This is a genomic window from Martinezella rhizogenes, from assembly GCF_007002745.1.
Lineage (GTDB): Bacteria > Pseudomonadota > Alphaproteobacteria > Rhizobiales > Rhizobiaceae > Agrobacterium > Agrobacterium cucumeris.
This window is the reverse complement of sequence record NZ_SGNY01000004.1, coordinates 301,883-328,591: the sequence shown is the minus strand read 5'-3', so window position 1 is coordinate 328,591 and position 26,709 is coordinate 301,883. Positions and strand designations below refer to the sequence as shown.

The 26,709-nt window shown below is 60.7% G+C and carries 18 protein-coding genes; 16 read left to right on the top strand and 2 right to left on the bottom strand.

Annotated elements, in window-relative coordinates; genetic code table 11:
- Positions 1-23 precede the first annotated feature (23 nt).
- The 4 genes from EXN68_RS14730 to EXN68_RS14715 all read left to right on the top strand — a co-directional run bounded on the left by EXN68_RS14730 (position 24) and on the right by EXN68_RS14715 (position 6,133).
- A complete protein-coding gene (locus tag EXN68_RS14730; RefSeq protein ID WP_142841594.1) occupies positions 24-1,100 on the top strand; it encodes an efflux RND transporter periplasmic adaptor subunit in 1,077 nt (358 codons plus the stop codon).
- Entirely contained in the window at positions 1,100-2,185 is a 1,086-nt protein-coding gene (locus EXN68_RS14725) for an efflux RND transporter periplasmic adaptor subunit (RefSeq protein WP_142841593.1), read from the top strand. The genes EXN68_RS14730 and EXN68_RS14725 overlap by 1 nt, the downstream gene beginning before the upstream one ends.
- Positions 2,182-5,253: an efflux RND transporter permease subunit gene (locus tag EXN68_RS14720; RefSeq protein WP_142841592.1), complete on the top strand. Its 3,072-nt coding sequence runs from the start codon at positions 2,182-2,184 to the stop codon at positions 5,251-5,253. The genes EXN68_RS14725 and EXN68_RS14720 overlap by 4 nt, the downstream gene beginning before the upstream one ends.
- Before the next feature lie 163 nt (positions 5,254-5,416).
- Positions 5,417-6,133, top strand: coding sequence for a FadR/GntR family transcriptional regulator (locus tag EXN68_RS14715; RefSeq protein WP_142841591.1), 717 nt, complete (start codon positions 5,417-5,419; stop codon positions 6,131-6,133).
- Here EXN68_RS14715 and EXN68_RS14710 read toward each other — a convergent pair.
- Complete coding sequence (locus EXN68_RS14710) at positions 6,102-7,529, bottom strand: aspartate ammonia-lyase (protein ID WP_237681411.1); 1,428 nt, start codon at positions 7,527-7,529, stop codon at positions 6,102-6,104. The genes EXN68_RS14715 and EXN68_RS14710 overlap by 32 nt on opposite strands.
- A 267-nt stretch (positions 7,530-7,796) precedes the next feature.
- On the opposite strand from EXN68_RS14710, the gene EXN68_RS14705 reads away from it, so the two are divergent.
- The 9 genes from EXN68_RS14705 to EXN68_RS14670 all read left to right on the top strand — a co-directional run bounded on the left by EXN68_RS14705 (position 7,797) and on the right by EXN68_RS14670 (position 18,741).
- Positions 7,797-9,257 carry an amino acid permease gene (locus EXN68_RS14705; protein ID WP_142841589.1) on the top strand — a complete coding sequence of 487 codons (1,461 nt, stop codon included), beginning with the start codon at positions 7,797-7,799 and terminating at the stop codon, positions 9,255-9,257.
- A complete protein-coding gene (locus tag EXN68_RS14700; RefSeq protein ID WP_142841588.1) occupies positions 9,254-10,207 on the top strand; it encodes an asparaginase in 954 nt (317 codons plus the stop codon). Before EXN68_RS14705 ends, EXN68_RS14700 begins: the two co-directional genes overlap by 4 nt.
- A 317-nt stretch (positions 10,208-10,524) precedes the next feature.
- Positions 10,525-10,614, top strand: coding sequence for a K(+)-transporting ATPase subunit F (gene kdpF, locus EXN68_RS14695; protein ID WP_035226808.1), 90 nt, complete (start codon positions 10,525-10,527; stop codon positions 10,612-10,614).
- A gap of 33 nt (positions 10,615-10,647) precedes the next feature.
- On the top strand, positions 10,648-12,351 hold the full coding sequence (gene kdpA, locus EXN68_RS14690) for a potassium-transporting ATPase subunit KdpA (RefSeq protein ID WP_142841587.1): 1,704 nt from the start codon (positions 10,648-10,650) through the stop codon (positions 12,349-12,351).
- 9 nt (positions 12,352-12,360) lie between these two features.
- The gene (locus EXN68_RS27670; RefSeq protein WP_174031935.1) at positions 12,361-12,525 is read left to right on the top strand and encodes a hypothetical protein; all 165 of its coding nucleotides are present in this window, start codon (positions 12,361-12,363) and stop codon (positions 12,523-12,525) included.
- A 44-nt stretch (positions 12,526-12,569) separates the two neighbouring features.
- Positions 12,570-14,654, top strand: a complete 2,085-nt coding sequence (gene kdpB / locus EXN68_RS14685; protein ID WP_142841586.1) for a potassium-transporting ATPase subunit KdpB — start codon at positions 12,570-12,572, stop codon at positions 14,652-14,654.
- A 12-nt stretch (positions 14,655-14,666) separates the two neighbouring features.
- Positions 14,667-15,233 carry a potassium-transporting ATPase subunit KdpC gene (gene kdpC / locus EXN68_RS14680; RefSeq protein ID WP_110758121.1) on the top strand — a complete coding sequence of 189 codons (567 nt, stop codon included), beginning with the start codon at positions 14,667-14,669 and terminating at the stop codon, positions 15,231-15,233.
- A gap of 55 nt (positions 15,234-15,288) precedes the next feature.
- Entirely contained in the window at positions 15,289-17,991 is a 2,703-nt protein-coding gene (locus EXN68_RS14675; RefSeq protein WP_142841585.1) for a sensor histidine kinase, read from the top strand.
- Between the two features lie 60 nt (positions 17,992-18,051).
- Positions 18,052-18,741 (top strand): response regulator transcription factor, encoded by a 690-nt coding sequence (locus EXN68_RS14670; protein ID WP_142841584.1) that lies wholly within the window; start codon positions 18,052-18,054, stop codon positions 18,739-18,741.
- A 33-nt stretch (positions 18,742-18,774) separates the two neighbouring features.
- Here the strand turns inward: EXN68_RS14670 and EXN68_RS14665 are convergent, their stop codons facing one another.
- Complete coding sequence (locus tag EXN68_RS14665; RefSeq protein ID WP_142841583.1) at positions 18,775-19,827, bottom strand: threonine aldolase family protein; 1,053 nt, start codon at positions 19,825-19,827, stop codon at positions 18,775-18,777.
- Between the two features lie 373 nt (positions 19,828-20,200).
- Between EXN68_RS14665 and gltB the strand changes: the two genes are divergently transcribed.
- From gltB to EXN68_RS14655, 3 genes are read left to right on the top strand one after another with little or no spacing between them, the layout of a single operon-like run.
- Complete coding sequence (gene gltB / locus EXN68_RS14660) at positions 20,201-24,946, top strand: glutamate synthase large subunit (protein ID WP_142841582.1); 4,746 nt, start codon at positions 20,201-20,203, stop codon at positions 24,944-24,946.
- 8 nt (positions 24,947-24,954) lie between these two features.
- Positions 24,955-25,113 (top strand): hypothetical protein, encoded by a 159-nt coding sequence (locus EXN68_RS27665; RefSeq protein WP_193559524.1) that lies wholly within the window; start codon positions 24,955-24,957, stop codon positions 25,111-25,113.
- Positions 25,114-25,128: 15 nt separating this feature from the next.
- Positions 25,129-26,583, top strand: coding sequence for a glutamate synthase subunit beta (locus EXN68_RS14655; protein WP_046799952.1), 1,455 nt, complete (start codon positions 25,129-25,131; stop codon positions 26,581-26,583).
- The last annotated feature ends 126 nt before the right edge of the window (positions 26,584-26,709 follow it).

The following is a 26,709-nucleotide window of genomic DNA, read 5'->3' as shown; positions in this document are numbered from 1 at the left end:
GGGGCGAAGATCAAGAGGTCACCATGAAAACCATTCTTATCGCGCTTGCGGTTGGCGGTGTTTTTGCCCTGTCGTCCTGCAGCAATGAAGAGCCGCCGGCCGAAAAGCCACTGCGGACCGTCGACGTGGTCACGGCGGTGAAAAAGCCGGTAGATCGCGGCAGCGTTATCACCGGCGAAGTGAGGGCGAGGGTTCAGACGGACCTGTCCTTCCGGGTCAGCGGCAAGATCACCGAGCGGCTTGTGGATGTGGGCGCGCGGGTGACGACCGGGCAACTGCTCGCCCGCATCGATCCCGAAGAGCAGAAGGCCGACATCGATGTCGCGCTCGCCAACCTGCAATCGGCCGAAGCGCAGCAGACGCAGGCGCAACTGACGTTCGACCGCCAGCAGAGCCTGTTCAAGACACAGGTCACTTCGCGTTCAGCGGTCGACAAGGCCCAGGAAACCTTGCTCACCACGCAGGGCGCGGTGAGATCGGCGCAGGCGCAGCTCGATACGGCCCGCGATGCGCTTTCCTATACCGAACTCAGGGCCGATGCTGACGGAGTGATCACGGCACGTAATGTCGAGGTTGGCCAGGTGGCGCAGGCTGCGCAACTTGTTTTCACGCTGGCGCATGACGGGCCGCGCGATGCGGTTTTCGATGTCTACGAATCGCTGTTCCTCGAGCGCGATATCGACAATCTCGTCAATGTCAGCCTCCTGTCGGATCCGTCCCGCACGGTTGCGGCACCGGTGCGGGAGATTTCACCGACGATCGATCCGGACAATGGGACGATCAGGGTCAAGGTTGGCCTCAACGGCGATCTGACCATGCCACTCGGCGCGCCCGTATCCGGCCATTTCCGCTTCAAACAAGTCGATGCCATCGAGCTTCCATGGTCGGCGATGACATCGCAGAACGGCCTTCCCGCCGTCTGGGTTGTCGATCCGCAATCATCGGAAATCGCCATGCGCCGGATCGCCATCGCCGACTACGAGACCGGCCAATTCGTCGTCGCGGATGGGCTCAACCCCGGCGATATCGTCGTCACCGTCGGGACTAAATTTCTGCGGGCCGGTGAAAAGGTCGCCTATGAAAAGGGGCAGGCACAATAATGTTCAGGATAAACAGAAGCTTGTTTTTGCTCGTTGCGGCAATCGCGGTCTCGTCCTGCCAGGAAAAGCAGGAAGCCGCCGCGGAGGCACCGCGCCCGGTACTCTCCGTTGTGGTGGAGGAGAAGTCGCCCGATGCGCTGCGGCTCACCGGCACGGTGGAATCGCGCATTCAGACCGATCTCGGTTTTCGTGTGCTCGGGCGCATTATCGCCCGCAATGTCGATGTGGCCGATCTGGTGAAGAAGGGCGACGTGGTGGCGTCAATCGATCCGCTCGCGCTTGAGCTTGCGGTGAAGAGCGCGCAATCCGACCTCTCCAATGCGGAAGCGCAGCTGGCCAATGCAGTGACGACCGAGCAGCGCCAGCGCGTGCTGGCGGAAGCCCGCAGCGGCACGGAAGCGGCACTGGAAGAGGCCGAGCAGGCCACCCGCACCGCCAATGCTTCCGTCGCCAAGGCCCGCGCCAATCTGGACAAGGCCGAAGAGCAGCTGGGTTATGCGCAGCTGCGTGCGGAATTTGACGGCGTGGTCACCGCCACATCGGGCGAAATCGGCCAGGTCGTTTCGGCCGGTCAGACGGTCGTGACGATCGCCCGCCCGGAAGTGCGTGATGTGGTGGTGGATGTTCCGCAATTTGCGGCGCAGTGGCTGGAGATCGGCTCGACCTTCGATATCGCCCTGCAGCTCGATCCGAAAATCCGCACCACGGGTGTGGTGCGCGAGATTGCTCCCGAGGCCGAAACGGCGACGCGCACGCGCCGCACGAAGATCAGCCTGCAGGATGCGCCCGCGGCCTTCCGGCTGGGCTCCGTCGTCACGGCCTCGGCGCTTGCCGCATCCGAACCGCAGATTGCGCTTCCCGCATCAGCCCTGCTGAAAACCGACAATGGATGGGGCGTCTGGATCGTCAATGCCGATACGGCAACGGTGACGCTGCGCCCGGTTACGATAGCGGGCGAGCCGGTTGACGGCGGCAGCGTGCGCATTACCGGCGGCGTCAAGCCCGGCGAGCGTGTTGCCAGCGCCGGCGTTCACAAGCTTAAGGATGGACAAGCCATCAGGATCGATCAGGAGGTCCGTCAGTGAAGAAATTCAATCTTTCCGACTGGGCGCTCGAACACCGTTCGCTCGTCTGGTACTTCATGGTGGTGTTCGTTCTCGCCGGCGTTTTCTCCTATCTCAACCTTGGCCGTGAGGAAGATCCGAACTTCACCATCAAGACGATGGTGATCAGTGCGCAATGGCCCGGTGCCTCGGCAGAAGACGTGGCCCGGCAGGTGACCGACAGGATCGAGAAGAAACTCGAGGAACTCGACAATCTCGACCATCTGCGCAGCCAGACGGTGGCCGGCCGCACCACGATCTTCGTGGAGCTGGTGCCGGAAACCAAGGCCAGGAACGTTGAACCGACATGGGTGCGGGTGCGCAACATGATCGGCGATATCAAGGGCGAGTTCCCCTCGGGCGTCGTCGGTCCTTTCTTCAACGACCGTTTCGGCGATGTCTATGGTAATATCTACGCTTTCACCAGCGATGGCCTCAGCCAGCGGCAATTGCGCGATCTGGTGGAAGATGCCCGCGCAAAAGTTCTGACCGTCGACAATATCGGCAAGGTCGATGTCATCGGCGCGCAGGACGAGGCAATCTATCTGGAATTTTCCACCCGGCAGATCGCGGCGCTCGGCATCGATCAGCAGTCGATCATCAAGACGCTGCAGTCCCAGAATGCCGTTACCCAGTCTGGTTTCGTTAATGCCGGACCTGAGCGTGTGGCGTTGCGGGTCAGCGGCCAGTTCACCTCGGAAGACAGCCTGCGGTCCATCAACCTGCGCGTCAACAACCGGTTCTTCCCGCTGACGGAAGTGGCGACGATCCGGCGCGGTTATGTCGATCCGCCATCTTCGCTGTTCCGCTTTAACGGCCAGCCGGCCATCGGTCTTGCCATAGGCATGAAAACCGGTGCGAACCTCGTGCATTTCGGCGAGGCGCTGGATGCGCAGATGAAGCGCATCGTCGCGGACCTGCCAATCGGCGTCGATCTGCACCGGGTATCCGATCAGCCGGCCGTGGTTGACGAGGCGGTATCGGGCTTTACTTCGGCGCTCTTCGAAGCGATCGCCATCGTTCTCGTCATCAGCTTCATCAGCCTTGGCCTCAGGGCGGGCATGGTGGTTGCCGTCTCCATCCCGCTCGTGCTGGCGATCACCTTCGTTTACATGGAATATACCGGCATTTCGCTGCAACGCATCTCGCTTGGCGCCCTCATCATTGCGCTTGGGCTGCTTGTCGATGACGCGATGATTGCCGTCGAGATGATGGTCGCGCGTCTGGAGGTCGGCGATGATCTCAGAAAGGCGGCGACCTATGTTTACACCTCGACTGCCTTCCCCATGCTGACGGGCACGCTGGTCACCGTCGCCGGCTTCATTCCCGTCGGTCTCAACAACAGCGCGGCGGGTGAGTTCACCTTTACGCTCTTCGTGGTGATTGCGGTTTCGCTGATCGTGTCGTGGATCGTCGCGGTCCTGTTCACGCCGCTGCTCGGCGTGACGATCCTGCCAAAGACGATGAAATCGCACCATGAAAAGAAGGGCCGTTTCGCCTCCGGCTTTTCCTGGCTTCTTGGCCGGGCGCTGCGCTGGCGCTGGGTGACGATCATCTTGACCATTGCGCTGTTCGGTCTTTCCGTCGGAGGCATGAGCCTCGTTCAGCAGCAGTTCTTCCCGTCATCCGACCGCGTGGAACTGATTGTCGACTGGAACCTGCCGCAGAACAGTTCGATTGCCGAAACCAACCGGCAGATGGCGCAGTTCGAACAGGAGATGCTGGCCAAGAATACGGATATCGATCACTGGACGACCTATGTCGGCGAAGGCGCGCCACGTTTCATCCTGTCTTTCGATGTGCAGACGCCTGATGTGACTTTCGGCCAGACGGTCATCGTCACCAAGGGGCTCGATGTGCGTGACAAGGTGCGTGCCGAGTTGCAGGATTACCTGAACCGGACCTTCACCGGCACCGATGCCTTCGTGAAATTGCTTGATATCGGCCCGCCTGTCGGGAAACCGGTACAATATCGCCTGAGCGGTCCCGATATCCAGAAGGTCCGTGAGCTTGGACAACAATTGTCGGGTATCGTCGGCGAACATCAGCTGCTGTCCAACATGGTCATGGACTGGAACGAGCCGACGCGTGTGGTCAAGGTTGACGTTCTGCAGGACAAGGCCCGCCAGCTTGGCGTCTCGTCGGAAGACATCGCCAATGCCATGAACAGTATTGTCGAAGGGTCTACGGTCACGCAGGTCAGGGACGATATCTATCTCGTCAATGTGGTGGCGCGGGCGCAGATGTCGGAGCGCGGCTCCATCGAGACATTGCAGAACCTGCAATTGCCGGCGACCAACGGCAAGGCCGTGCCGCTGTCGGCCATCGCCAATTTCCGCTACGAGCTGGAACAGCCGACCATCTGGCGCCGCGACAGGATCCCGACGATCACGGTCAAGGCTGCCATTATCGGCCCGACGCAGCCCGCAACGATCGTCGAGCAGTTGAAGCCGAAGATCGAGGCGTTCCAGAAAACACTTCCCGTCGGCTACAAGCTGGAAACGGGTGGTTCGGTGGAATCGAGTGCGGATTCGCAAGCGCCGATCATTGCCGTGGTACCGCTGATGCTGTTTGCGATGGCGACCATCCTGATGCTGCAGCTGCAAAGCTTCAGCCGGCTGTTCCTGGTCTTCGCCGTGGCGCCGACCGCATTGATTGGCGTGGTGGTGGCGTTGCTTCTCTCCAATGCGCCGATGGGCTTCGTCGCCATTCTCGGCGTGCTGGCGCTGATCGGCATCCTGATCCGCAACTCCGTCATCCTCGTCGTCCAGATCGAGCATCTGAGAAGCGAGGGCGTCTCGGCTTGGCGCGCGGTAGTCGAGGCGACCGAGCACCGCATGCGGCCGATCATGCTGACGGCGGCGGCGGCCACCCTTGCCCTCATTCCCATATCGCGGGAGATTTTCTGGGGGCCGATGGCCTATGCGATGATGGGCGGCATCGTGGTCGGCACGGCGCTGACGCTGCTTTTCCTGCCGGCGCTTTATGTCGCCTGGTTTCGCATTCCGCGTGAGGATGACGAGCCGGAGGGACAGGAAGTGAAGGTGTGATACTGAAGGGAAGCGGCCGCCGCTTCCTTTCCTCCGATAAAAATATCCGCCGTCGTTGTTCCATCCGGCCGGATAGTGTTAGGAAGGTCGGCTTAGCCGCGTGAGCGGCCGCCGTCCTTTCATGCTGGATGGCAGGCATATTGAGGGTGCGGAGGGTTTAAAGATGGGCGGGTTGTCGGATTGGCTTGCGGATGCACAGCCGATCAATCGCAAGAATGCCGCGGAAGCGGTGTTTGAAGATATCCGCTCAGCGATTACTTCGGGGCAGATCGCGGTCGGCACGCGGCTGCCGTCCGAGGCGCATCTGGCACAAAGATACGGCGTCAGCCGGCCGATCATTCGCGAGGCGTTGCGATCTCTCCAGACTTTGGGGCTGACGCAGACCCGCACTGGAAGCGGCACATATGTAATGACGCCAACGCCGCCTTCCGAACTGAATTACGGCGCTTATTCCGCCCGCGATCTGATCGAGGCCCGCCCCTTCATTGAAGTGCCGGCGGCCGGCTGGGCGGCGCTCAGGCGCACGGATGCCCAGTTGCAGGTTTTGCTGCACCTCTGCGACCGGATGGACGCCGAAGAAAGGCCGCACCCCTGGGTGTTGCTGGACGGGCAGTTCCACTGCGCCATCGCGGAAGCTTCCGCCAATGCTCTCTTTGCCAAGGTGGTCGCTGACGCCCGCGAGGCTGTGTCCCAGCAATCCGAGATGGTCAATCTGATGGCGGGCCGTCGCGTTGCGTCGAATTACGAGCACCGCCGGATCGTTGAGGCGATCCGGCGGGGTTCAGCACCCGAGGCGCGCGAGGCGATGGAGCTTCACCTTGGGCAGGTGAAGCAGGTGGTGACGACGATCATTGGAGAAGATCGGGCTCGTCAACCGTAAGTGCCGGCAGGTTGGCAAGGTGCCGCGGGCTCAGCGCCTGCTGCAATTGCGCTTCCGTCAGATATCCGCGTTCCAGAACCACCTGCGGCACGGTGCGGCCACTGGCGAGCGCCTCCTTGGCCACTTCCGTTGCCGCGTAGTAGCCGATCAGCGGATTGAGTGCGGTGGCAAGGCCGATCGATTCTTCCACACGCTGCGCCATGATGGTGGGGTTGGCGACGATGCCGTCAACGCAGCGTTCCGCCAGTGTCCGGCAGGCGGCGCTGAGCTGGCTGATGCTCTGGGAAAGGGCACGCACGATGATTGGTTCGAAGGCGTTCAGCTGCAGCTGCCCGGCTTCGGCGGCCATGGTGATGGTGATATCGTTGCCGATGACCGCATAGGCGACCTGATTGACGACTTCGGGAATGACCGGATTGATCTTGCCCGGCATGATGCTGGAACCCGCCTGAACCGACGGCAGGGTAATTTCGCCGATACCGGCGCGCGGACCGGAGGAGAGCAGGCGAAGGTCGTTGCAGGTTTTCGACAGCTTGACGGCCACGCGTTTCAACACGCCGGACAGATGCACGAATGCGCCGGGGTCCTGTGTCGCTTCAATAAGGTCTACCGCGGTCACCAGCGGCCGTCCGGTCAGCGCTGCCAGATGCTGGCAGGCAAGCGCCGCATAACCGCGCGGCGCATTAAGGCCGGTGCCGATGGCGGTGGCGCCAAGATTGATCTCGTGCAGCAGGGCCGCGGATTCGATCAGGCGGGCCTGATCTTCACCCAGCATCACCACGAAAGTGCGGAATTCCTGGCCGAGCGTCATCGGCACGGCGTCCTGCAATTGCGTGCGCCCGATCTTGATGAAGCCGGCAAATTCCTGCGCCTTGCGGTCAAAAGCGTCCTTCAGCACGCCCATGGAGACCGCCAGATCGTCGATTGATTCAATCAGGCCGACATTGACCGCCGTCGGATAGGCGTCGTTGGTGGACTGGCTGAGATTGACATGATCGTTGGGGTGAAGGCGGGCATAATCGCCTTTTTGGTGGCCGAGCAGTTCAAGCGCCCGGTTGGCGATGACCTCATTGGCATTCATGTTGGTGGAGGTGCCGGCTCCGCCCTGGATTTCATCCACCACGAATTGCTCGTGCAGCGCGCCGGCGCGGATTTCGCGGCAGGCCGCAGCGATTGCTTCCATTCGCTCGGTATCGAGCAGACCGAGTTCGTGATTTGCGCGCGCCGCCGCCTCCTTCACATAGGCTAATCCCCGGACGAGATAGAGGTTGTGGCCGATGGTCACCCCGGTGATCTGAAAGTTTTCTACCGCGCGTGCGGTGTGCACACCCCAATAGACATCAGCCGGAATTTCCTTCGTTCCGAGCAAATCATGCTCCCTGCGCGTCACACTCACTTTTTCCTCCACTGGCTTTTAAGTGTTGCTATATCTGTAAAGCTGTCTTACAGATTTTTTGACCTTAATCTGGGCTGAGGAGAAGGTCAATCATATCGAATACCCTTGACGAACGGCATTATCTGCCATTATGAGGGGCGAAAATCTGTCATGCAGCTTTACAGCATGCATGCGCATGCTGGCCATATTTCCAGCACGGACTGTGCCAGTTTCATTTTGATTTCCGGCTTATCGCCGACTAAAGCAGTTTATCGGGAGGATAAATCCATGCATTCTGGGAAAACGGCGCCTGCCGAACGTGAGGTCTTCGTCGAAGAGGACCTCGGTTACCACAAGGCCCTCAAGCCACGTCAGATCCAGATGATCGCCATTGGCGGCGCAATCGGCACCGGCCTGTTTCTTGGCGCCGGCGGCCGGCTGGCGCAGGCGGGTCCGGCGCTGGTGTTTGTTTATGCGCTCTGCGGCTTCTTCGCATTCCTGGTGCTGCGCGCGCTTGGCGAACTGATCATGCACCGCCCGAGCTCCGGTTCCTTCGTATCCTATGCCCGTGAGTTCTACGGCGAGAAAATGGCCTTTGCCGCCGGCTGGATGTATTGGCTGAACTGGGCGATGACTTCGGTGGCGGATGTGACCGCCGTTGCCCTCTACATGAATTTCTTCAAGCAATATGTTCCGTGGCTGGCGGGCATCGACCAATGGGTCTTCGCGATGACGGCGCTTCTGGTCGTGCTGGCGATGAACATGCTGTCGGTCAAGGTCTTCGGCGAGCTTGAATTCTGGTTCAGCCTGATCAAGGTTCTGGCGCTTGCAATTTTTCTCGTCGTCGGCGTTTATTTCGTCATCTTCGGCACGCCCATCGAGGGCCATGTCACCGGTTTCAGCCTCATTACCGATAATGGCGGCTTTTTCCCGAACGGCATTCTGCCGGCCTTCGTCATCATTCAGGGTGTCGTTTTCGCTTATGCCTCGATCGAGCTGATCGGCACGGCGGCGGGTGAAACCGAAGACCCGCGCAAGGTCATGCCCCGTGCCATCCGCGCCGTCGTTCTGCGCCTCGTGGTGTTTTACGTCGGTTCGGTGCTGCTGTTCACGCTGCTTCTGCCCTATACCGCCTACAAGGCCGGTGAGAGCCCCTTCGTCACCTTCTTCGGATCCATCGGCGTAGAGGGTGCTGACGTCATCATGAACCTCGTGGTTCTGACCGCCGTGCTTTCCTCGCTTAATGCCGGTCTTTATTCCACCGGCCGCATTCTGCACTCCATGGCCGTTTCCGGCTCGGCTCCGGCCGCGCTGGCAAAGATGAACAAGGCCGGCGTGCCCTATGGCGGCATTGCGGTCACCGCCGTGGTCACCGTTCTCGGCGTGGCCTTGAATGCCGTCGTTCCCGCTTCGGCCTTCGAAATTGCCCTTAACCTCTCGGCACTTGGTATCATCTGCGCATGGGCCGTCATCGTGCTCTGCCAGCTGAAGCTCTGGCAGCTTTCGCAGCGCGGCGAATTGGCGCGTCCGGATTTCCGCATGTTCGGCGCGCCTTACACTGGCATTCTCACGCTCGTCTTCCTGTTCGGCGTACTTGTGCTGATGGCGTTTGATTATCCCGTCGGCTCCTGGACCATCGCTTCGCTGCTGGTCATCATCCCGGCGCTGATTATTGGCTGGTATCTGCTGCGCGATCGTATCCACCGTCTGGCGGCTGAACGTGCGGCCGGCGCGGGGCCGTCGCATTGAGCGGGCAGGATGAAACTTCACTGGTGGCGGTCATCGCCACCGGTGGCACCATCGCCAGCCGGCGTGGTGCCGATGGCGCCAGTACGCCCAGTCTTTCCGGCGAGGACCTGCTTTCGCTGGTGCCGCAGATCAGCGCCCGGCTGAAGCCGGTCGATCTGATGGCCAAGGATTCCTCCAGCCTGACATTGGCAGACATGCAGCGCATCAGCGATGCGGTAGGCTTGGAACTTAACGACCCCGCGGTGGCGGGCGTCGTTGTTCTGCATGGCACCGACGCCATGGAAGAATCCTCGCTACTCGTCAATTTGCAGAATAGTCTCACCAAGCCGGTGGTCTTCACCGGTGCACAGTTTACGGCGGACCACCCGGATGCGGACGGACCGGCCAATCTGGCGCAGGCGATAGAAACCGCGCTTGATCCGCAGAATGCCGCAAAGGGCGTGCTTCTGTCCTTCGGCGGTCGTTGTCTGCCTGCCTGGGGGCTTTACAAGCTGAGTGCGGATGCGGCGGACGCCTTTCGCTCGGCGCGACCATTGGTTCAGGCCTCAGCGCCGAGCCTTGTCGCTCCTGTCAACGATATCAGGGTTGATATCGTCGCCATCCATCCCGGCTGTGACGCCACCCATATTGATGCGAGCCTGCAGGCGGGCGCTGGAGGTATCGTGCTCGCCGCGCTCGGTTCCGGTAACGCCAATCCTGCTATTGCCGAGGCGGTGAAACGTTGCGCGGAACGTGGCGTCCCTGTCGTCGTTTCCAGCCGTGTGCCGGAAGGCCGTCTTGTCGCAAGTTATGGCGGCGGCGGTGGCGGACATGACCTTGTCGCGGCCGGTGCCGTGCATTCTTCCACGCTTCGCCCAGGCCAGGCCCGCATTCTGCTGGCGGCGCTGCTGGCCGGTAAAAGCACCGCGGAAACCATTGTTTCCGCTTTCGGCGAGCCGCTTTCTCTCTAAGAAACAGCAGCGGTGCCCGCGTCTGCGGGCATCGAAATTCCTATAGGATTCCTATTTTATTCCCATTTTGGCCGTCTCGAACCTTTATGCGGTTCGGGTGCATTCTTCTGTTCGGGAAGGGATGGTGTTCCTTTCCTGAGCCAGAAAGAATGAAAAGCGACGTCCCACATGGCGGCGCTTTTCTTCCTGTCCGGCTCCTCGTGGAAAAAAGGAGTCCCATCATGATGGACCTTGTTCTGATCGGCGCAGCGACGGTGTTTTTCGCTCTCTGCTTTGCCTATACGCGCGCCTGCGACCGGCTTTAGACGGAGGCTGCGATGATATTCGACTATGTCCTCAGCGGTGCCGTCACCGTCTTTATCGCCGCCTATCTCACCTATGCTCTCATTCGCCCCGAACGCTTCTGATCGGGAAGCGGCGGCTATTGAAAGTCCAATACAATGACCCTCAATGGATGGTTTCAGATTCTGCTGTTTTGCGGGATCATTTTTGCGCTGGTGAAGCCGCTCGGCTTCTATATGGCGCGTGTCTTTAGTGGTGAACGCACCCTGCTTTCGCCGGTTCTTGTCCCCGTCGAGCGCGGCCTTTATGCCCTTGCCGGAACAAGTGAGCGCGAGGAACAGCACTGGACGACCTATGCGTTCTCCATGCTGCTTTTCAACCTCCTCGGTTTTGTCCTGCTTTACGCGCTGATGCGTTTTCAGGCCGTGCTGCCTTATAATCCGCAGGCAATGCCGTCCGTCGGGCCGGAACTGTCGTTCAACACGGCGGTCAGCTTCGTCACCAATACCAACTGGCAGAATTATGGCGGCGAAAGCACCATGTCTTATCTGACCCAGATGGTTGGTTTGACCGTGCAGAATTTTGTTTCCGGCGCCACGGGCATGGCAATCGCCATCGGCCTCATCCGCGCCTTTTCGCGCGCTTCGGGCAAGGCCATCGGCAATTTCTGGGTGGATATGATCCGTGCGACGCTCTACGTGCTTTTGCCCCTCTGCATCGTACTGACCCTTGTCTATGTGTGGCTCGGCGTGCCGCAGACGCTCGGTGCCTATGTCACGGCACAAACGCTCGAAGGTGCGCAGCAGACGATTGCGGTCGGTCCGGTGGCATCGCAGCTGGCGATCAAGATGCTCGGCACCAATGGCGGCGGTTTCTTCAACGCCAATTCCGCGCATCCGTTTGAAAACCCTGATGCCTTTTCCAACATGATCCAGATGGTTTCGATCTTTGCGATCGGGGCGGCCTTCACCAATGTCTTCGGGCGAATGGTGGGCAACCAGCGCCAGGGCTGGGCGATCCTTTCGGCCATGGGCGTTCTGTTCATCGCCGGCGTCGCCGTCACCTATTGGGCGGAAGCGGCCGGAAATCCGCTGATGCACGGCTTTGGTCTTGCGGGCGGCAATATGGAAGGCAAGGAGGTCCGCTTCGGCGTGGCGCTTTCGTCGCTGTTTGCGGTCATCACCACAGCCGCGTCCTGCGGCGCGGTCAACGCCATGCATGGCAGTTTCACGGCGCTTGGCGGTCTCGTCCCGCTCATCAACATGCAGTTGGGTGAAGTGATCGTCGGCGGTGTCGGCGCGGGTTTCTACGGTATTCTGCTGTTCATCATCATCGCCATCTTCGTGGCGGGTCTGATGGTTGGCCGCACACCGGAATATCTCGGCAAGAAGATCGAGGACAAGGAAATGAAGATGGCGATTCTGGCCATCCTCTGCCTGCCGCTCGCCATGCTGGCTTTCACCGCCACGGCGACGGTCCTGCCATCGGCGGTGGCGTCGATCGGCACGGCTGGACCGCACGGTTTCTCCGAGATCCTCTATGCCTATACTTCGGCAGCTGCCAATAACGGCTCGGCTTTCGGCGGTCTCACCGGCAATACCACCTGGTACAACATTACCCTTGGTTTCGGCATGCTGATGGGGCGTTTTCTGGTGATCATTCCGGCACTGGCCATTGCCGGTTCGCTGGTCACCAAGAAGACCGTTCCGGCATCGGCCGGCACCTTCCCGACCGATGGTCCGCTGTTTGTCGGCCTGCTTGTCGGCACGATCCTGATTGTCGGTGGCCTCACCTTCCTGCCGGCGCTGGCGCTTGGTCCGGTGGCGGAACACCTGGTGATGGCAGCGGGCCAGGTCTTTTGAGGTGGCACGATGACCAATGACACCCCTCGATACCGACGCAACCTTCCCGTCCGCACTGGTGCTCCCGTCAAAAGGAGCGCCGGTCCCGGCGGCTGGTGCGCGTCCAATCTCATTCTTGCGATGATGGCGGCCCTGTTCGCCGCCGTCGTCGCTCTCGAAGTTCTCACGGGCTGATCGACCCTTATCGGTCGCCCTGTTTCAAACGCTGGAGCCTCTCCATGAGCCAGTCCAAACAAGCGAGCATCCTCGATTCTCGCATTCTCGTGCCGGCCATTGCCGCCGCATTCAAAAAGCTCAATCCGCGCACGCTTGCCCGCAACCCGGTCATGTTCGTCGTGGCGACGGTCTCGGTGCTGACGACCGTGCTCTTCATCCGCGATCTGATCATCGGCAGCGGCAATCTCGGCTTTTCCTTCCAGATCAACCTCTGGCTCTGGTTCACCGTGCTGTTTGCCAATTTTGCCGAAGCCGTTGCCGAAGGGCGCGGCAAGGCGCAGGCGGATTCGCTGCGCCGGACCCGCACCGAAACCCAGGCGAAACTGCTGACCGGCGATGACCGCAGCCAGTATAAGATGGTGGCGGGCACCAGCCTGAAGGTGAATGATATCGTGCTGGTGGAAGCCGGCGATATCATCCCCTCGGATGGCGAAGTCGTCGAAGGTGTCGCCTCCGTCAACGAGGCGGCGATAACAGGTGAATCCGCCCCTGTTATCCGCGAATCCGGCGGCGACCGCTCGGCTGTCACAGGCGGCACGCAGGTTTTGTCGGACTGGATAAGGGTGCGCATCACCGCTGCCGCAGGCTCCACCTTCCTCGACCGGATGATTTCGCTGGTCGAAGGTGCCGAGCGCCAGAAGACACCGAACGAGATCGCGCTCAACATCCTGCTCGCGGGCATGACACTGATCTTCGTTCTGGCCACCGCGACGATTCCAAGTTTCGCGACCTATGCCGGTGGCTCCATCCCGATCATCGTTCTGGTAGCGCTGTTTGTGACGCTCATCCCGACAACCATCGGCGCTCTTCTGTCCGCCATCGGTATTGCCGGCATGGACAGGCTGGTGCGCTTCAACGTGCTTGCCATGTCCGGCCGCGCCGTCGAAGCGGCAGGTGACGTCGATACGCTGTTGCTGGACAAGACCGGCACCATCACGCTCGGCAACCGGCAGGCGACCGAGTTTCGGCCCATCGCCAGCGTTTCCGAACAGGAGCTTGCCGATGCCGCACAGCTCGCCTCGCTTGCCGATGAGACGCCGGAAGGCCGCTCCATCGTCGTTCTCGCCAAGGAAAAATACGGCATCCGCGCCCGCGACATGCAGAAGCTGCATGCCACCTTCGTGCCGTTCACCGCCCAGACCCGCATGAGCGGCATCGATTTTGAGGGCGCCTCCATTCGCAAGGGTGCCGTCGATGCCGTGCTGTCCTATGTCGATGGCGGCGTTGCACAACAGGGCAATGCGGCGTTGGCCGTCAAAACTGAAACCGATGCCGCGCGTGGGATCCGTGCCATCGCGGAAGAGATCGCCAAGGCTGGCGGCACGCCGCTTGCCGTGGTGCGGGACGGAAAACTGCTCGGCGTCGTGCAGTTGAAGGATATCGTCAAGGGCGGCATTCGCGAGCGTTTCGCCGAGCTTCGCCGCATGGGCATCCGCACCGTCATGATCACCGGCGACAATCCGATGACGGCTGCTGCCATTGCGGCGGAAGCAGGCGTCGATGATTTCCTTGCCCAGGCGACACCGGAAAACAAGCTGGAGCTGATCCGCGAGGAGCAAGCCAAGGGCAAGCTCGTCGCCATGTGCGGCGACGGCACCAACGACGCCCCGGCGCTGGCGCAGGCCGATGTCGGCGTCGCCATGAACACCGGCACGGTGGCGGCGCGCGAGGCGGGCAATATGGTCGATCTCGACAGCGACCCGACCAAGCTCATCGAGATCGTCGAAATCGGCAAGCAGTTGCTGATGACGCGCGGCGCGCTGACGACATTCTCCATCGCCAACGATATCGCCAAATATTTCGCCATCATTCCGGCAATGTTCCTGGTGCTCTATCCGCAGCTTGGCGTCCTGAACGTCATGGGGCTTTCGACGCCGCAAAGCGCGATCCTTTCCGCCATCATCTTCAACGCGCTGATCATCATCGCGCTCATCCCGCTGTCGTTGAAGGGCGTCAAATACCGTCCGATCGGCGCCGGCGCGCTGCTGTCGCGCAATCTGGTCATTTATGGCCTCGGCGGCATCATCGTTCCCTTTATCGGCATCAAGGCCATCGACCTCGCCATTACGGCGCTTGGTCTTGCCTGAGGAGTAAAGACAATGTTTAGACAGTTTCGTCCCGCACTGGTGCTGATCCTTGCCACCACCGCCATCACCGGCCTTGCCTATCCGCTGGGCATGACGGGCCTTGCGCAAGCGCTCTTTCCCTTTCAGGCCAATGGCAGCCTGATCGAGAAAAACGGCAGCGTGGTGGGTTCGCAATTGATCGGACAGGCCTTCACCGGTGAGAAATATTTCCACGGCAGGCCGTCGGCCGCTGGTGACGGGTATAATGCTGCCTCCTCTTCCGGCTCCAATCTTGGCCCGACCAGCGCCAAGCTGATCGACCGGGTGAAACAGGATTATGAGACCGCGAAAGCCGAAAACCCGGCAGCCGAAGTGCCGGCCGATCTGGTGACGGCATCGGGCAGCGGTCTCGACCCGCATGTTTCGCCTGAGGCCGCCTATTTTCAGGTTGCGCGCGTCGCAAAGGCAAGGGGCATGGATGAAACCGCGTTGCGTGCCATTGTCGAGCGTCATGTCGAGGGACCGGAACTGGGCTTCATGGGCGAACCCGTCGTAAATGTACTGGCGCTCAACATGGCTCTTGACGCAGCCGGCTCATGAACTGAAATGGCTATGGCTTCTTCGGAAGCCATAGCTTCGACCACTGGTGGGTTATATGCCTGACGATATCAGCAATATGCCGAGCCGACCGTCGCCCGATGCGCTGCTGGAAAATGCCCGGCGCGAGGCACGGGGCCGGCTGAAGATTTTTCTGGGTGCAGCCCCCGGCGTCGGCAAGACCTATGAAATGCTGATGTCCGGCCGTGCGAAGCTTGCGGATGGCGTCGACACGATCATCGGCGTCGTGGAAACCCATGGCCGCCGCGAAACCGAGGCGTTGGTCGAAGGGCTGGAGGTGATCGCCCGCAAGCGCATCGATTATCGCGGTCAGATACTGGAGGAGATGGATCTCGATGCGATACTCGCCCGCCGCCCCGCTCTGGTGCTGGTTGATGAACTGGCGCATACCAATGCCGCCGGCAGCCGCCACCCCAAGCGCTATATGGATGTTCAGGAAATCCTCGCACAGGGAATAGACGTCTATACGACGCTGAACATCCAGCATGTCGAAAGCCTGAATGATGTGGTGGCGCAGATCACCCGCATCCGCGTGCGAGAAACCGTGCCTGACAGCATCATCGACAGGGCCGACGATGTCGAAATCATCGACATCACCCCCGATGATCTGCTGAAACGCCTGCAGGATGGCAAGGTCTACATGCCCCGCACCGCGCGGCGCGCCATCGAGAATTATTTCTCGCGCGGCAACCTGACGGCGTTGCGTGAACTGGCGCTGCGACGCACGGCGCAACGGGTGGACGAGCAGTTGCTCAACCACATGCAGTCGCATGCCATTTCCGGCCCGTGGGCTGCTGGAGACCGGGTTCTGGTCTGTCTGGACCACGGCGGCAACGGCCCGGGTTTGGTGCGTTATGCCCGAAGGCAGGCAGACCGGCTGCGCGCGCCATGGACGGCGCTGCATCTCGATACGCCGCGTTCGCAGCAACTATCGGAGGCGGAGAAGGACCGGCTGGCCGGCACCATGCGGCTTGCCGAGAAGCTGGGCGGCGAGACGGTAACCCTGCCGGCACTTGATCTGACACGTGAGATCATCGCCTATGCAAACGCCAATAATTTCACTCACATCATCATCGGCCGTCCGAAAAAGAACTGGTGGCAGCGCCTGTTTCAGCGCTCTCTCACCCATGAATTGATCGACCATGCGGGTGATATTAGCGTCCACGTCATTTCCGGCGACAAGACGGCGGAAAAGCCGGCACCGACGGTAAAGCAGGCATCTCCGCGCCTTGGCAATCGGATCAAGGCCTATCTCAGCAGTACGCTGCTGGTGGCCGTGGCTATCGTTGTCGGCATCGGGCTGGACCAGATGCTCGACGTCCGGAACCTGGCGCTGGTCTTCCTGATGGCGGTTCTGGCTGCGGCCGTGCGCGGCGGGCTGGGGCCGGCACTTTATGCCTCGCTGCTTGGCGCCTTCGCCTTCAACTTCTTCTTTCTGGAGCCGCGTTACACGCTGACGGTGAGCGCGCCGGACAGCGTCGTGGCGCTGCTGTTTTATTTCGGGGTGGCCCTGGTTGCCTCCAATCTGGCCGTCGCGGTGCAGAGGCAGGCGGCGTCGGCGCGGGCGAGGGCACGCACGACCGAGGACCTCTATCTGTTCTCGAAAAAACTGGCGGGCACGGGCACACTGGATGATGTGTTGTGGGCAACCGCTTACCAGATGGCTTCGATGCTGAAGGTCCGGGTCGTTCTGCTGCTGCCGGAAAACAATACGATTACCGTCAAGGCGGGGTATCCGCCGGATGATACGCTGGCGGATGCCGATATTGCCGCTGCGCAATGGGCATGGGAGCATAACAGAGCCACCGGCCGCGGTGCGGATACGCTGCCGGGTGCCAAGCGCCTTTATCTGCCGTTACGCACCGGCAGCGGCGCCATCGGCGTGGTGGGGCTGGATGACGACCGGGTGGGCCCGCTTTTGACACCCGAACAGCAGCGGCTGTTCGATGCGCTTGCCGATCAGGCGGGGCTTGCCGTTGAACGTATCCAGCTTGTCTCGGACGTCGACAGGGCAAGGCTCGCGGCGGAAACCGACCGGCTGCGCACCGCTCTCCTTACCTCCATTTCCCACGACCTGAAGACGCCACTTGCCGCCATTCTAGGGTCTGCCGGAACGCTCAAGGATTTTGCCGACGACATCCCGCCAGATGCGCGAACAGAGTTACTTTCGACGATCATTGAGGAGTCCGAGCGGCTGAACCGTTTCATCTCCAATCTGCTGGATATGACAAGAATTGGCTCAGGTGCGATGGAACCGAATTACGGGCTGCATTTTGTTGGTGATATGGTCGGCACGGCGCTTTCGCGCGCGGCGAAAATCGTTGTCCGGCATGAGATCGTTCTCGATATTCCCTCTGATCTGCCGATGCTGAAGGTCGATCCGGTGCTTTTCGAGCAGGTGTTGTTTAATCTGATCGACAACGCTGCCAAATACGCACCTGAACAGACGGCCATCGAGATCAGAGGGTGGCGACAGGGCAGGCACGTCTTCCTGTCCGTTGCGGATGAGGGGCCGGGCATTCCCCCTGATGATACAGAGCGGGTGTTCGACAGTTTTTACCGGGTGCGCAAGGTGGACCATGTGCAGGCCGGCACGGGTCTCGGGCTATCCATCTGCAAGGGTTTCATCGAGGCCATGGGCGGGTCGATCCGGGCGGAGAACAGGTCAGGTCGCTCAGGCGCGCAATTTATCATAAGCCTGCCCGCTTCCCCTGACGCTCCCGTGCTAGATCATGATTAGGGCGCGATTTCAGAAGAGAATCATTCACGTGCTTTGCCGTGCCGCTAAGGGAGATCGGGAATGACCAATTCCGCCGTCCGCATTCTGATCGTCGACGATGAACCGCCGATCCGCAAGCTTTTGCGGGTGGGGCTGTCGACGCAAGGATATGCGGTGAGCGAGGCCATGAATGCCAAGGTGGCGATGGAGCTCGTCGAGCAGGACAAGCCCGATCTCGTCATTCTCGATCTGGGCCTGCCTGACATGTCGGGGCATGATCTGCTGGCGAAATGGCGTGGCGAAGGACTGGCGTTGCCGGTCATCATTCTCTCCAGCCGCACGGATGAGGCAGGTATCGTCAAGGCGCTGGAACTGGGGGCGGATGACTATATAAGCAAGCCCTTCGGCATGAACGAGCTTGTCGCCCGCATCCGCGTCGCCCTGCGCCACCGCCTGCAGAGCCAGGGGGAAAGACCGGTATTCCAAACCGGCGATCTTTCGGTCGATCTCGTCCGGCGCATCGTCAAGGTGGAGGACCGCGAGGTGAAACTTTCGCCCAAGGAGTATGATATTCTGCGGGTTCTGGTGCAGCATGCGGGCAAGGTGCTGACGCACCGATTTTTACTTGAGCATGCGTGGGACGAGTTGACCGACGTGCAATATTTGCGGGTCTATGTGCGCCAGCTCCGCCAGAAGATCGAAAAAATCCCGGACCAGCCACGTTATATCCTGACGGAAACCGGTGTCGGTTACCGGCTTCAGGAGGTTTGAGGGCGCCATTATGGAGCGCCCTCAAATGTTGTGTCAGACAGAGGCGCAGATCGACAGGAATTCGTCCACGTCGGCCTCGGTCGTCGCAAAGCTGGTGACCATACGGATCAGCATTTCGTCCTTGCCGACCTTTTCCGGCATGTCGCGCGGCTCCAGCCAGTCATAGAACTTCGCACCCTTGGCCGTTGCGGCTTCGGCGGCTGCCTTCGGCAGAATGGCGAACACTTCGTTAGCCTGTGTCGGCCAGGCGAGGCGGGCGCTGTTGAGCGAGCCGAAGCCGGCGCGCAGCCGGTTGGCCATGGCATTGGCGTGGCCGGCGAGACCGAGCCACAGATCGTCCTGCAGATAGGCTTCGAACTGCGCGGCGATGAAACGCGATTTCGAAAAAAGCTGGGCGGTGCGCTTGCGCAGGAAGGAGAAGTCCCGGGCGAGCGAGGGATCGAAGAAGACGATCGCTTCCGCGCACCAGCAGCCGTTTTTCGTGCCGCCGAAAGACAGGACGTCGACGCCGCGTTTCCAGGTCATTTCGGCCGGCGTGGTGCCGAGTGCGGCAAGCGCATTGGCAAAACGCGCGCCATCCATATGCAGTGGCAGGCCGTTGTCCTTGGCGATCCTGGCGATGGCGTCGATTTCATCGAGCGTATAGACCGTGCCGGCCTCGGTTGCCTGCGTCATGGTGATGGCGGCGGCGCGGCCATGGTGAACGGCGTCCTGCGGATAACGCGCGATACGTTCGATCAGGTTTTCCGGCAGCATCTTGCCATCCGGCCCTTCGACGGCGACCATGCGCATGCCGCTGAAGAAATCAGGCGCGCCGCATTCATCTTCGATCACATGGGCTTCCGAATGACAGAAGGTCAGGCCGCCGGGGCGGGCAATGCTGGCCAGCGAAAGCGAGTTGGCCGCCGTGCCAGTGGCGACGAAAAACACCGCGACCTCGCGCTCGAATATCTCGTTGAAGCGTTTTTCGATGGAGAGATCGAGTTCGCTGGTGCCGTAAGCGGCGGCAAAGCGGGTGGATTCCCGCGAAAGCCGTTCGTTGACGGCCGGATGGGCGCCAGCCCAATTGTCTGAAGCAAAAAACATCTCTGAAGGCTTTCCGATAGCTGAGGGTCTGTTTTGGGGCTGCGTGAAGCGATGACGGGGAAAGTTCTAGGACCTAACCTTGCGATTGGCAAATCCGGTAATGAAAGCAACAGCTCGGCCGGTTCTGTGACAAGAAAGTTTCGCGCAATAGGTCAGTATCGAAACTTCACTGCAAAAGGACGGTCCGACTAATTGGATTCGCACCCTTGCCAATTTCGCCGGTTTCTGCCAAAATCCTTGTGAATTGAGACAGCTTTGCTGTCCTAAATTTGATTGAGCCGGGTTGAGTGCGATTTTTGCTGGAAGCGAGAATTCGTGGTCGAGCCGGATCTTCGCATGAAACCATGCAAGTAATTTTGCAGGAGGGACAAACATGACGCATAAGCCGCAGGCAGAGATCGCCGCCGCAACCCTGACCACAGACTGTCCCACCGCGGCTGTGGCCGCACCCGTTTCTGCGAAAGCGCGTTTCGCGGGCGGCCTGCCGGAAAAGCAGGGTCTTTACGATCCCGCCAATGAACATGACGCCTGCGGCGTCGGCTTTGTTGCCCATATGAAGGGCCAGAAGTCGCACCAGATCGTCAAGGACGGCCTGTTCATTCTGGAAAACCTGACGCATCGCGGCGCTGTCGGTGCCGATCCGCTGATGGGTGATGGTGCCGGCATTCTCGTGCAGATCCCCGACCGTTTCTTCCGCGAGGAAATGGCGAGCCAGGGTGTGACGCTGCCAAAGGCTGGCGAATATGCCGTTGGCCACATTTTCATGCCGCGCGATCCGTCCCGCATCGAGCACTACAAGAAAGTCATCGTTGATGTCATCGGCGAGGAGGGACAGCAGTTCCTCGGCTTCCGTGATGTGCCGGTTGACAATTCTTCGCTGTCCAAGGCCCCGGATATTGCCGGGACAGAACCGCACCATGTTCAGGTCTTCATCGGTGCGGGGCGCGAAGCAGCGACCAATGCCGATTTTGAGCGCAAGCTGTTCCTGATCCGCAAGGTGCTGTCCAACCGCATCTATGACGAGGGCGGCGGCAAGGAGACACAGGATTTCTATCCCGTGTCGCTCTCCTCCTCCACCATCGTTTATAAGGGCATGTTCCTCGCCTATCAGGTTGGCGCCTACTACAAGGATCTGGCTGATCCACGTTTTGAATCCGCCGTCGCCCTCGTGCACCAGCGTTTCTCGACCAACACTTTCCCGTCGTGGAAGCTGGCCCATCCCTACCGCATGGTCGCCCATAACGGCGAAATCAACACGCTGCGCGGCAACGTCAACTGGATGGCGGCGCGTCAGGCGTCGGTTTCCTCTGCACTGTTCGGCGACGATATTTCCAAGCTCTGGCCGATTTCTTATGAAGGCCAGTCGGACACCGCCTGTTTCGACAATGCGCTCGAATTCCTCGTGCGCGGCGGTTATTCCATGGCCCATGCCGTGATGATGCTGATACCGGAAGCCTGGGCCGGCAACCAGTCGATGTCGGCCGAGCGCAAGGCATTCTACGAATATCACGCGGCACTTATGGAGCCGTGGGACGGCCCGGCCGCCGTCGCCTTCACCGATGGCAAGCAGATCGGCGCGACGCTTGATCGCAACGGCCTGCGCCCGGCGCGTTATCTCGTCACCGATGACGACCGCATCATCATGGCGTCGGAAGCCGGCACGCTGCCGGTGCCGGAAGAGCGCATCGTCAAGAAGTGGCGTCTGCAGCCGGGCAAGATGTTGCTGATCGATATGGAAAAGGGCTCCATCGTTTCCGACGAGGAAGTGAAGCACGAGCTTGCCGCCAAGCACCCTTACCGCACCTGGCTCGACCGCACGCAGCTCATCCTTGAAGAGCTGAAGCCGGTGGAACCGCGCGCGCTGCGCCGCGACGTGTCGTTGCTCGACCGCCAGCAGGCCTTCGGCTACACCAGCGAAGATACGAAGCTGCTGATGTCGCCGATGGCGACGACCGGCCAGGAAGCCATCGGTTCGATGGGTACCGATACGCCGATTTCGGCCATGTCGGACAAGTCGAAGCTGCTCTACACCTATTTCAAGCAGAACTTCGCGCAGGTGACGAACCCGCCGATCGACCCGATCCGCGAAGAGCTTGTGATGAGCCTCGTGTCCTTCATCGGTCCGCGCCCGAACATTCTCGACCACGAAGGTGCTGCTCGCGCCAAGCGTCTGGAAGTGCGCCAGCCGATCCTGACCAATGGCGATCTGGAAAAGATCCGCTCCATCGGCCACACGGAAGACCGTTTCGATACCAAGACGCTCGACTTCACCTATGATGTGGAGCGTGGCGCGGAAGGCATGCCCGATATGCTCGACCGCCTGTGCGAGCGGGCCGAATCGGCTGTACGCGGCGGATACAACATCATCGTTCTCTCCGACCGCCAGCTCGGCCCTGATCGTATCGCGATCCCGGCACTTCTGGCGACGGCTGCCGTGCATCACCACCTGATCCGCAAGGGTCTTCGCACCTCGGTCGGTCTCGTGGTGGAAACCGGTGAGCCGCGTGAAATCCACCATTTCTGTCTGCTCGCCGGTTATGGTGCCGAGGCGATCAACCCCTATCTCGCCTTCGATACGCTGCTCGACATGCACAAGCACGGCGCCTTCCCGAAGGAAGTGTCCGACGACGAAGTCGTTTATCGCTACATCAAGGCGGTTGGTAAGGGCATTCTCAAGGTCATGTCCAAGATGGGCATTTCCACCTACCAGTCCTATTGCGGCGCGCAGATATTCGACGCCATCGGCCTGTCTTCGGAATTCGTCGAGAAATATTTCTTCGGTACCGCGACCTCCATCGAGGGCGTGGGCCTGACGGAAATTTCGGAAGAGACCGTGACGCGCCACACGGCGGCCTTCGGCAAGGACCCGATCCTTGCCAACACGCTCGATATCGGTGGCGAATATGCCTATCGCATGCGTGGCGAAAGCCACGCCTGGACGCCTGACGCGGTCGCTTCGCTGCAACATGCCGTGCGCGGCAACAGCCAGGATCGCTACCGCGAATTCGCCGGCATGGTGAATGATACGGCGCTGCGCATGAACACCATTCGTGGCCTGTTCAACGTCAAGTCGGCGGAAGCACTCGGCCGCAAGCCGGTCTCCATTGACGATGTCGAACCGGCAGCTGATATCGTCAAGCGTTTCTCGACGGGCGCCATGTCCTTCGGTTCCATTAGCCGCGAGGCGCATACAACGCTTGCCGTCGCCATGAACCGTATCGGCGGCAAGTCGAACACCGGCGAAGGCGGCGAAGAATCCGACCGCTATCTGCCGTTGCTCAACGGCAAGCCGAACCCGGAGCGCTCGGCCATCAAGCAGATTGCCTCGGGCCGCTTTGGTGTGACGACGGAATATCTTGTCAATGCCGACATGCTGCAGATCAAGGTGGCGCAGGGTGCAAAGCCCGGCGAAGGCGGTCAGCTGCCCGGCCACAAGGTGGATGCAACGGTTGCCAAGACCCGGCATTCGACGCCGGGCGTCGGCCTCATTTCGCCACCGCCGCACCACGATATCTATTCGATCGAAGATCTGGCGCAGCTGATCTACGATCTGAAGAACGTCAACCCGGAAGCCGATGTTTCGGTGAAGCTGGTGTCTGAAGTGGGCGTCGGCACGGTTGCGGCCGGCGTTGCCAAGGCCCGCGCCGACCACATCACCGTTTCCGGTTTCGACGGCGGCACCGGCGCTTCGCCGCTCACCTCGCTGAAGCATGCCGGCAGCCCCTGGGAAATCGGCCTTGCTGAAACCCAGCAGACGCTGGTGCTGAACGGCCTTCGCTCACGCGTGGCACTGCAGGTGGATGGTGGTCTGAAGACCGGCCGCGACGTCATCATCGGCGCGCTGCTCGGTGCGGATGAGTTCGGCTTTGCCACCGCGCCGCTGATTGCGGCGGGCTGCATCATGATGCGCAAGTGTCATCTCAACACCTGTCCCGTTGGCGTTGCGACGCAGGACCCGGTTCTGCGCAAGCGCTTCAAGGGTACGCCGGAACACGTCATCAACTATTTCTTCTTCGTTGCCGAAGAAGTGCGCGAAATCCTGGCCTCGCTTGGCGTTACCCGGCTGGACGAGATCATCGGCGCTTCCGAACTGCTCGAAAAAGATGAGATGCTGGCGCACTGGAAGGCCAAGGGGCTGGATTTCAGCCGCATCTTCCACAAGGTCGAGGCTCCCAAGGAAGCAACCTTCTGGACCGAGCGCCAGAAGCACCCGATCGACGACATTCTCGACCGCAAACTGATCGAGAAGTCGCTGCCCTCGCTCGAAAGCCGCGAGCCCGTAGTTTTCGAAGTGCCGATCAAGAACGTCGACCGTTCCGCTGGCGCCATGCTGTCAGGTGCGCTTGCCAAGCGCTGGGGCCATAAGGGCCTGAAGGACGATACGATCCACGTCACCCTCAAGGGAACGGCCGGTCAGTCCTTCGGCGCGTTCCTCGCGCGTGGCATCACCTTCGATCTGGTGGGTGATGGCAATGACTATGTCGGCAAGGGACTTTCGGGTGGCCGCATCATCGTGCGCCCGCCGGAAAACGCCCGGATTGTCGCGGAAAACTCGATCATTGTCGGCAATACCGTGCTTTACGGCGCGATCACCGGCGAGTGCTATTTCCGCGGTGTGGCGGGCGAGCGTTTCGCGGTGCGCAACTCCGGTGCTGTCGCGGTTGTCGAGGGTGTCGGCGACCATGGCTGCGAATATATGACCGGCGGTATCGTGGTGGTTCTCGGTGAGACGGGACGTAACTTCGCGGCCGGCATGTCCGGCGGCGTGGCCTATGTTCTCGATGAGACCGGTGATTTTGCTACCCGCTGCAACATGGCGATGGTCGAGCTGGAGCCGGTTCCGGAAGAAGACGACATGCTGGAAAAGCTGCACCATCACGGCGGCGACCTCATGCACAAGGGACGCGTGGACGTTTCCGAGGACATGACGCGCCACGACGAGGAGCGCCTCTACCAGCTGATCTCCAACCACTTCCACTACACGAACTCGGCGCGCGCCAAGGATATACTCGACCGCTGGAGCGAGTTCCGCCCGAAGTTCCGCAAGGTCATGCCGGTCGAGTACCGTCGTGCGCTTGAGGACATGGAGCGGATGAAGATGGGTGTGGCAGCGGAGTAATCCGCCGCGTGAAGATATTACACCAACTGGTCTCGCTGTTGATCGCGATCGCCGTTCCCACGGCGATCTACTGGACGAGCGGCGAGATCGGATTTGAGTTCATCGTATTGGGGGCGGCTTTCGGTTTCGCTTACTGGTACTGGGGCCCGACAGGCGCTCCGCTTTGATGTGAGGACATAAACGTGGGCAAGGTAACAGGTTTTCTGGAAATCGACCGGCAGGTGGGCAAGTATCAGCCCGCATCGGATCGTATCCGCCATTTCCGCGAATTCACCATTCCGATGTCGGATGCCGAAGTGCAGAAGCAGTCGGCACGCTGCATGGATTGTGGCATTCCCTATTGTCACGGCCCGACGGGCTGTCCCGTGCACAACCAGATCCCCGACTGGAACGATCTGGTCTATAACAACAATTGGGAAGAGGCGATCCGCAACCTTCATTCCACCAATAACTTCCCGGAATTTACCGGCCGCGTCTGTCCTGCGCCTTGCGAGGAAGCCTGCACGCTGAACCTCGAGGATGCGCCGGTCGCCATCAAGACCGTCGAACAGGCGATTGCCGACAAGGCCTATGAGCTGGGTTTCATCGTGCCGAAGCCGGCGACGATCCACACCGGCAAGAAAGTCGCCATCATCGGCTCCGGCCCCTCTGGCATGGCGGCCGCTCAGCAGCTTGGCCGTGCCGGCCACGAGGTGCACGTTTATGAGCGTGAATCGAAGGCCGGTGGCCTGCTGCGTTACGGCATTCCGGATTTCAAGATGGAGAAAAACTTCATCGACCGCCGCGTCGAGCAGATCAAGGGCGAAGGCGTCACCTTCCATTACGGCGTTAATGTCGGCGTTGATGTGACCGTCGAGGCGCTCCTGGCTGATCACGATGCGGTGCTTTATTGCGGTGGTTCGGAAACTCCTCGTCCTGCCGGCATCGGCGGCGCAGATCTGCATGGTGTCTACGACGCCATGCCGTATCTCGTGCAGCAGAACCGTCGCGTCGGCCGTGAGAACATCGACAGCGTCGGCTGGCCGGCCGATCCGATCCTTGCCGGTGGCAAGCATGTTGTCGTTGTCGGCGGCGGTGATACGGCGTCCGACTGCGTCGGCACCGCCTTCCGTCAGGGCGCGGTGAAGGTCACCCAGCTCGACATTCGTCCCATGCCGCCGGAAAAGGAAGACAAGCTGGCGGTCTGGCCTTTCTGGGCAACCAAGATGCGCACCTCTTCTTCTCAGGCCGAAGGCGCCATTCGCGAGTTCCAGGTGGCGACACTTGAGTTCGTCGGTGAAGACGGCGTGTTGACCGGCGTGAAGTGCTGTCAGGTGGATGACCGCCGCAAGCCGATTGCCGGCACGGAATTCATCATCAAGGCTGATCTCGCTTTCATCGCCATCGGCTTCTCCGGTCCCTTCACCGATAGCGTGCTGAAGGAAATGAACGGCAAGCTGGCGCTGAATACCGACCGTCGCGGCTCCACCAATGTGATCGCCAACGAGACTGACTACAAAACCTCCGTCGATAAGCTGTGGGCGGCGGGCGACGTTCGCCGCGGCCAGTCGCTGGTGGTCTGGGCGATCCGCGAAGGCCGTCAGGCGGCGCGTGCGATCGATGAAGCCCTGATGGGTGCAAGCCTATTGCCACGCTGAGCGGATTAATGTCGGCGTAAGCCGCACGAAGAAACACAAAAGGCCTGTTGTGCGAAACACAACAGGCCTTTCGCTTGACCGGACGACCAAAAATGCGATTGGGGTGTCGCATCGTTGGGGACAGGC